The 6,538-nt window shown below is 63.9% G+C and carries 7 protein-coding genes and 2 tRNA genes; 5 read left to right on the top strand and 4 right to left on the bottom strand.

Annotation, left to right across the window (positions count from 1 at the left end):
- Positions 1 to 84: 84 nt before the first annotated feature.
- Both ACOJSJ_RS16845 and ACOJSJ_RS16840 read left to right on the top strand, forming a co-directional pair.
- A tRNA-Asp gene (locus ACOJSJ_RS16845) sits at positions 85 to 161 on the top strand.
- An 80-nt stretch (positions 162 to 241) separates the two neighbouring features.
- Positions 242 to 318, top strand: a tRNA-Asp gene (locus ACOJSJ_RS16840).
- A gap of 31 nt (positions 319 to 349) precedes the next feature.
- Here the strand turns inward: ACOJSJ_RS16840 and ACOJSJ_RS16835 are convergent.
- The 4 genes from ACOJSJ_RS16835 to ACOJSJ_RS16820 form a co-directional block, all read right to left on the bottom strand.
- Entirely contained in the window at positions 350 to 586 is a 237-nt protein-coding gene (locus ACOJSJ_RS16835; protein WP_420146113.1) for a DUF2842 domain-containing protein, read from the bottom strand.
- Positions 583 to 1,179: a 5-formyltetrahydrofolate cyclo-ligase gene (locus ACOJSJ_RS16830; RefSeq protein WP_420146112.1), complete on the bottom strand. Its 597-nt coding sequence runs from the start codon at positions 1,177 to 1,179 to the stop codon at positions 583 to 585. The genes ACOJSJ_RS16835 and ACOJSJ_RS16830 overlap by 4 nt, the downstream gene beginning before the upstream one ends.
- Before the next feature lie 269 nt (positions 1,180 to 1,448).
- On the bottom strand, positions 1,449 to 1,784 hold the full coding sequence (locus ACOJSJ_RS16825) for a cell division protein ZapA (protein ID WP_420146111.1): 336 nt from the start codon (positions 1,782 to 1,784) through the stop codon (positions 1,449 to 1,451).
- On the bottom strand, positions 1,777 to 2,058 hold the full coding sequence (locus tag ACOJSJ_RS16820) for a hypothetical protein (RefSeq protein WP_420146110.1): 282 nt from the start codon (positions 2,056 to 2,058) through the stop codon (positions 1,777 to 1,779). The genes ACOJSJ_RS16825 and ACOJSJ_RS16820 overlap by 8 nt, the downstream gene beginning before the upstream one ends.
- Positions 2,059 to 2,166: 108 nt before the next feature.
- Between ACOJSJ_RS16820 and tkt the strand changes: the two genes are divergently transcribed.
- The 3 genes from tkt (at position 2,167) to ACOJSJ_RS16805 (ending at position 6,503) form a co-directional block, all read left to right on the top strand.
- Entirely contained in the window at positions 2,167 to 4,119 is a 1,953-nt protein-coding gene (gene tkt / locus ACOJSJ_RS16815; RefSeq protein ID WP_420146109.1) for a transketolase, read from the top strand.
- Positions 4,120 to 4,165: 46 nt separating this feature from the next.
- Positions 4,166 to 5,176 carry a type I glyceraldehyde-3-phosphate dehydrogenase gene (gap, locus tag ACOJSJ_RS16810; RefSeq protein ID WP_420146108.1) on the top strand — a complete coding sequence of 337 codons (1,011 nt, stop codon included), beginning with the start codon at positions 4,166 to 4,168 and terminating at the stop codon, positions 5,174 to 5,176.
- A 124-nt stretch (positions 5,177 to 5,300) separates the two neighbouring features.
- Positions 5,301 to 6,503 carry a phosphoglycerate kinase gene (locus ACOJSJ_RS16805; protein WP_420146107.1) on the top strand — a complete coding sequence of 401 codons (1,203 nt, stop codon included), beginning with the start codon at positions 5,301 to 5,303 and terminating at the stop codon, positions 6,501 to 6,503.
- The last annotated feature ends 35 nt before the right edge of the window (positions 6,504 to 6,538 follow it).

Here is a 6,538-nt window from a genome sequence, read left to right as displayed (position 1 = left end):
GCGTCGGCGCGCTTGACAGCCCGGATGCGACCGCTTAATCCACCGCCAACCAACGACGCGACGGGCATCCCGAAGCGTCCCTGCGCGGGTGTAGCTCAGTTGGTTAGAGTGCCGGCCTGTCACGCCGGAGGTCGCGGGTTCGAGCCCCGTCACTCGCGCCACCTTCCTTGACCGGGAGGTGAACTTTCCAGATATTGCATCATCTGGCGGCTTTTCAGCCGAAACAGGATGCAGCGCCTACGCGGGTGTAGCTCAGTTGGTTAGAGTGCCGGCCTGTCACGCCGGAGGTCGCGGGTTCGAGCCCCGTCACTCGCGCCACCGCTCAGGCAAGCGGTGGAAATGAAGGAATTTATTTCCAGCGGCCGGTTTCCATCCAGGCCAGCAGCCGCTTCAGCGGCAAGATCCAGATCCAGATGATCCCCAAGAAAATATAGACCGGCACCTGCGCCCATACCGGCAACGCGCCGATCAGGCCAGACAGGCTGGCCACCATCACCGCCCACAGCGTGATCAACAGCATGATCGCCAGTATGCCCGCGGGCTTGCGCCAGCTTGGCTGGTGATAATGGCGCGGATCGATGCTCATGCCTGGGGTCTTTCTGCGCTCTGGCCTTCGATCAGTTCGACTTCGGTCATGATGATGTCCAGCGGCAGATCCCATGGGTCTGCGGGCACCGCGTCGATTTCCTGCGCGGACCATGCCATGCCGACGCGCAGCGCATCGGGATGGCGGGCAAAGGCGCGATCATAATAGCCGCCGCCCTGGCCCAGCCGGTTCATGGCCCGGTCGAACCCGACCAGCGGGGCGATGATGACGTCGGGCGACACCGGATCGCCGACCGGTTCGGGATGGCTGGTATGGAACAGGCCGGGCACCAGCTGGCCGTCCGTCGGCCAGATCAGGAAATCCATGCTGCCAAGGCGGTCAAGAACGCGGGGCAGGGCGACGATCTTTCCCATTGCCTGCAATTGCGCGGCCATGCGCTGGGCAGGAGCCTCATCGTCCAGCCCCATATAGATGGCGACCACCTGCGCACCATCCATCCGCCGTGCCAGCGGCGACGGGACGGCCCGGAACGCCAGCCGATGCGCCAGCGGATCGAGCGAAGCGACAAAATTGCTCCGCCGCTGTCGCGCGATGGCGCGCAGGGTCGTCTTGTCGGGCTGAGCGTCGGTCATGGGCGTCCATCGGTGGTGGGGATGCCGCGTTCTGGCAATCGACATGCCTTCATGGCAACCCTGCGTTGACATTGCGGCGCGCGCAATGCGCGTAAAGGGTGACGGGACCACCTCGGCCGTTTGCTGGAATATCCTCTGACGCCTCAACGTCAGGTGGGGACCATGTAGATCGGGCCGGAACCCGCCCAGGGACAGCCCCCGTGGATGTGATTATCGCCTCAGGGATGTTCGCTAAAGCTCGTACCGCGCAGTGCCCGTCACCGATCAATTTAGACGTTGTCGGCGTCCACGGCAAGTCGGTCGCGCAGCTTTTCTATCCGTGCGGCCAATGCCTCGATCGCCTGCGCGCCCGGTTCGTCTTCGCTTTCCAGTTGCAATCGCGCCTGCCGCCCCGCGCTTTCGCGCTTCAGATCGTTGAGTTCGTCCGCCAGAAACAGCGCCGCGAACAGCAATGTCCGCACCTCCGTCAGCCCCGGTGCATTCTGCTGCGCCATCCGCGCCTTGCCTTCTATCAGCGTGGCGAGGTGTGCCAGATGCGCCTCTTCCCCATCGCGGCAATGGATCGGATAATGGCGCCCGGCGATGATCAGCGTGGTTTCAGCCATGCGCCTGCCCTTTCAGCGTGTCGATCAGATCGTCGAGGGATCGCAATGCCGCGCGGGCTGCCCCCTGATCCAGCGTGGGGGCGGGACTGGCGGCGGCTGATGCGATCAGCCCCGACACATCCTGTTCAAGCCGACTCACCGCACGCTCCAGCGTGCCGATCGCCTGCATCATGCGGTCGCTTGCCATCGTCTGTGCATAGCGAATCTCAAGCCTGTGCAAAAGCGGTCTTTCGGGCAGGTCGGCCCGCGCATCCGGCGGTTCATACCCCGCCATGGTTGACGCATGGGACTGGACGCTACAAAGGATGCGCGACCTCGACTCGCCTGCGCATGAGCGGGCGCTGCTCCTACTGCTTGTTTTTCAGGAAAGACGCCCGCCCAGATGACCGTTTCCGAAAAGTCGCTCGCCAACGCCATTCGGGCGCTTTCCATGGACGCCGTACAGGCCGCCAATAGCGGCCATCCGGGCATGCCGATGGGTATGGCGGATGTCGCCACGGTGCTGTTCAGCGACCATCTGAAATTCGACCCGACCCAGCCCAAATGGGCCGACCGCGACCGTTTCGTCCTGTCGGCGGGCCATGGATCAATGCTGATCTATTCGCTGCTGCACCTGACCGGCTATGCCAAGCCCACGATCGAAGACATCGCGAACTTCCGTCAGCTGCACAGCCCCTGCGCCGGTCACCCGGAAAATTTCGAACTGGCAGGCGTGGAAGCGACCACTGGTCCGCTCGGTTCGGGCCTGGCCACCGCCGTCGGCATGGCGATTGCGGAACGGCATCTCAATGCGCAGTTCGGCGACGATCTGGTCGATCACCGCACCTGGGTGATTGCCGGTGACGGCTGCCTGATGGAAGGCATCAACCATGAAGCCATCGGCCTTGCCGGGCACCTGAACCTCGGCCGCCTGATCGTACTGTGGGACGATAACAAGATCACCATCGACGGCGCTGTCGACCTGTCCAGCAGCGAAGATGTGCTGGCCCGCTACGCCGCGACCGGCTGGCATGTAGTGTCGTGCGATGGTCATGACGTCGCTGACGTCCGCCGCGCACTGGACGAAGCGGTCGCCGACAGCCGCCCCTCGATCGTCGCCTGCGCCACCAAGATCGGCTATGGTGCGCCGAACAAGGCTGGCACGTCGGGCGTCCATGGTTCCGCGCTGGGTGAGGCAGAAGTCGCCGCCGCGCGCGAATTTCTGGGCTGGACTGCCGAGCCCTTCGTCGTCCCGGCCGACATTGCCGACGCATGGAAGGCGATCGGTGCGAAGGGGCGCGATGTTCGCGCCGCATGGGAAGGTCGCCTTGCAAACAGCGACAAGGGCGCGGAATTTGCCCGCCGCATGGCTGGCGAACTGCCCGCCGACTTCTCGCTTTCCGCCTATATCGATACGCTGATCGCCAACCCGCAGAAGGTCGCGACCCGCAAGGCGAGCGAACTGGCGCTGGGCGCGATCAACGACCTGCTGCCCGAAACGCTGGGCGGATCGGCTGACCTGACCGGTTCCAACAATACCAAGACCAAGTCGACCGGCCCGCTGACCAAGGACGACTATAGCGGTCGTTATGTCTATTACGGCATCCGCGAATTTGGCATGGCCTGCGCCATGAACGGCATGGCGCTGCACGGCGGCGTGATTCCCTATGGCGGCACCTTCCTCGTCTTTTCGGACTATATGCGTGCCGGCATCCGCCTCGCCGCGCTTCAGCAGCAGCGCGTCATCCATGTCCTCACCCATGACAGCATCGGCCTTGGCGAAGATGGCCCGACCCATCAGCCGATCGAACATGTCATGTCGATGCGCATGATCCCGAACCTTGACGTCTATCGCCCGGCCGACATCGTCGAAACGGCGGAATGCTGGGAACTGGCGCTGACGGATGCAACCGGCCCGTCGGTGCTGGCGCTGACGCGTCAGAACCTGCCGCAGCTGCGCCTTGAAAAGGGCGAGAACCTGTCGGCGAAGGGCGCCTATCGCCTGATCGCCGCCACCGCCGCGCGCAAGGTGGTGATCGTCGCCACCGGCTCCGAAGTCGAAATCGCCGTCAACACGGCCAGGGCTCTGGAAGAACAGGGCATCGGTGTCGATGTCGTCTCCATGCCCAGCTGGGCGCATTTCGAAGCGCAGGATGCCGCGTACAAGGCTGACATCCTGCCCGCGGATGCCCTGCGCGTGTCGATCGAGGCGGGGACCACCTTTGGCTGGGAACGCTATGCGACGCTGCGCTTCGGCATCGACAGTTTCGGCGCATCCGCGCCTGCCGAAGCGCTCTACGACCATTTCGGCCTGACCGCCGCGAAGATCGCGCCGCAGATCGCGGCCGCGCTCTGAAACACCCATACCCAACCGAACAACAACACCCCAGGAGGCTAGTGCAGTGGCAACGAAGGTAGCAATTAACGGTTTTGGACGTATCGGCCGCCTGGTGGCGCGCGCCATCCTGTCGCGCACCGACCATGACCTGGAACTGGTCAGCATCAACGATCTGGGCGACGCCAAGGCCAATGCGCTGCTCTTCAAGCGCGACTCCGTGCACGGCAACTGGGCAGGCGACGTCAGCGTCGACGGCGATTTCCTGGTCGTCGATGGCAAGAAGATCAAGGTGACGGCAGAGCGCGACCCCGCCAACCTGCCGCACGGCGACCTCGGCGTCGAAATCGCGCTGGAATGCACCGGCATCTTCACCACGAAGGACAAGGCCAGCGCCCACCTGACCGCCGGTGCCAAGCGCGTCGTCATCTCGGCCCCCGGCACCAATGTCGACAAGACCGTCGTGTTCGGCGTCAACCACGACACGCTGACCGCCGACGACATCGTGATCTCCAACGCCAGCTGCACCACCAACTGCCTCGCCCCGCTGGCGAAGGTATTGCATGACGCGATCGGCATCGAACGCGGCTTCATGACCACGATCCACAGCTACACCAACGATCAGAACACGCTGGACCAGATCCACAAGGATATGCGTCGCGCCCGCGCCGCTGCCCTGTCGATGATCCCGACCACCACCGGCGCCGCCCGCGCCGTGGGCGAAGTTCTGCCCGCGCTCAAGGGCAAGCTGGACGGCTCGTCGGTCCGCGTGCCGACCCCGAACGTGTCGGTCGTAGACCTGAAATTCATCCCCAGCCGCGACACCACTGTCGAGGAAGTCAACGGCCTGCTCAAGGCCGCTTCGGAAGCTGGCCCGCTCAAGGGCGTGCTGGGCTATTCGGACGAACCGCTGGTGTCGATCGACTATAATGGCGATGCGCGCAGCTCCACCGTCGACAGCCTGGAAACGGCCGTGATCGAAGGCAAGCTGGTCCGCGTGCTCAGCTGGTACGACAATGAATGGGGTTTTTCGAACCGCATGATCGACACGACCGGTGTCGTCGCGAAGTTCCTGTAATATAACGAACGGATAATCTCCGTTCGCCCTGAGCTTGTCGAAGGGCCTTTTCTTTTCTGCAAGGAACAGGACAGGGCTTCGACAGGCTCAGCCCGAACGGGGCTGAGTATTCAGGGGAAGATATATGACCAAGCCCTTCAAGACGCTCGACGACATGGGCGACATCACCGGCAAGATCGTGCTGGTGCGCGAAGATCTGAACGTCCCCATGCAGGACGGCTCCGTCAGCGACGACACCCGCCTGCGCGCGGCGATGCCGACCGTGCTGGAACTGGCCGACCGCGGCGCAAAGGTGCTGATCCTCGCCCATTTCGGTCGCCCCAAGGGGCAGAAGAACCCGGAATATTCGCTGTCGAAAATCACCCGTCCGCTGACGCAGGTGCTGGGCCGCGAAGTGCAGTTCATCCCCGACTGTCAGGGCGAAGCCGCCGCCGACGGAATCAAGGTGATGCGCAATGGCGACATCGCCATTCTTGAAAATACGCGCTTCCATCCCGGCGAGGAAAAGAACGACCCGGCGCTGGTCGACGCCATGGCCGCCATCGCCGACCTGTATGTCAACGACGCATTCTCCGCCGCGCACCGTGCCCATGCGTCGACCGAAGGGCTGGCGCACAGGCTGCCCGCCTTTGCCGGCCGTTCGATGGAAAAGGAGCTGGACGCGCTTCAGGCCGCGCTGGGTGAGCCGGTGACGCCGGTCGCCGCCGTTGTCGGCGGAGCGAAAGTGTCGACCAAGCTCGACGTCCTCAACAATCTGGTGAAGAAGGTCGATCACCTGATCATCGGCGGCGGCATGGCCAATACCTTCCTTTACGCGCGTGGCGTCGATGTCGGCAAATCGCTGTGTGAAAAGGATCTGAGCGACACCGCCGAAGCCATTTTCGACGCGGCGGAAGCGGCTGGTTGCATCATCCATCTACCCTATGACGTGGTCGTGGCGAAGGAATTTGCCGCCAACCCGGCGTCCCTTCGCACCTGCAACGTGCACGAAGTCGCCGAAGATGAAATGATCCTCGACGTCGGTCCAGCCGCTGTGGAGGCGCTGGGCGATGCGCTCAAAAACTGCCGCACGCTGGTGTGGAACGGCCCGCTGGGCGCGTTCGAAATCGCGCCCTTCGACGCGGCGACCGTCGCGCTGGCAAAGACGGCGGCGGCGCTGACGAAGGAAGGTCAGTTGACCTCCGTCGCTGGCGGCGGCGATACCGTCGCGGCGCTCAACCATGCCGGCGTCGGCGACGACTTCACCTTCGTCTCGACCGCGGGCGGCGCGTTCCTGGAGTGGATGGAAGGGCGCGAACTCCCGGGGGTGGCGGCGCTTTCGTCTTGAGAGCGTCATGCGCCGGTGCTACGTTTAACGTGTTA

The organism is Sphingobium sp. (assembly GCF_048594625.1).
GTDB lineage: Bacteria > Pseudomonadota > Alphaproteobacteria > Sphingomonadales > Sphingomonadaceae > Sphingobium.
Note: the sequence above shows the minus strand (reverse complement) of the source record. Positions and strands in the feature narration are given on the sequence as shown.

Excerpts from the sequence above, each read along its gene's own strand:
- ACOJSJ_RS16835 (WP_420146113.1), bottom strand. The coding sequence starts at position 586 with ATGAGCATCGATCCGCGCCATTATCACCAGCCAAGCTGGCGCAAGCCC.
- ACOJSJ_RS16830 (WP_420146112.1), bottom strand. The coding sequence starts at position 1,179 with ATGACCGACGCTCAGCCCGACAAGACGACCCTGCGCGCCATCGCGCGA.
- ACOJSJ_RS16825 (WP_420146111.1), bottom strand. The coding sequence starts at position 1,784 with ATGGCTGAAACCACGCTGATCATCGCCGGGCGCCATTATCCGATCCAT.
- ACOJSJ_RS16820 (WP_420146110.1), bottom strand. The coding sequence starts at position 2,058 with ATGGCGGGGTATGAACCGCCGGATGCGCGGGCCGACCTGCCCGAAAGA.
- tkt (WP_420146109.1), top strand. The coding sequence starts at position 2,167 with ATGACCGTTTCCGAAAAGTCGCTCGCCAACGCCATTCGGGCGCTTTCC.
- ACOJSJ_RS16805 (WP_420146107.1), top strand. The coding sequence starts at position 5,301 with ATGACCAAGCCCTTCAAGACGCTCGACGACATGGGCGACATCACCGGC.